At 57.2% G+C, this 250-nt stretch carries 1 protein-coding gene; it reads right to left on the reverse strand.

The window, feature by feature from the left end:
- Nucleotides 1–250: DUF4148 domain-containing protein (locus tag ACZ3HH_RS30840; RefSeq protein ID WP_465810485.1), on the reverse strand; the 250-nt coding region annotated here is incomplete at both ends.

The raw sequence follows: 250 nt of genomic DNA on the forward strand, positions 1-250 counted from the left end.
GGCGAACGATCGGATAATCGTTGCCGTTGGTGATCAGCCCTGCGTTTTGAGCCTGCTTCAATTCAGCGATCACTTCGGCGCGCGTCTTGGTGCTGGTGAACGGCACGACCGGGTAGTTGTTGCGCGCCGTAACGTTGGCCGCGTCACGCTGGTTGATGTCGGATGCGTAGGTCTGGGCAGAGGCCGCACCGGCTGCAAGTACCAGCAAAGAAAAAGCAAATGCGCGAGAGGTGGTAATCATATCGTTTCT

Source organism: Pseudomonas sp. PME37.24/025, from assembly GCF_055556615.1.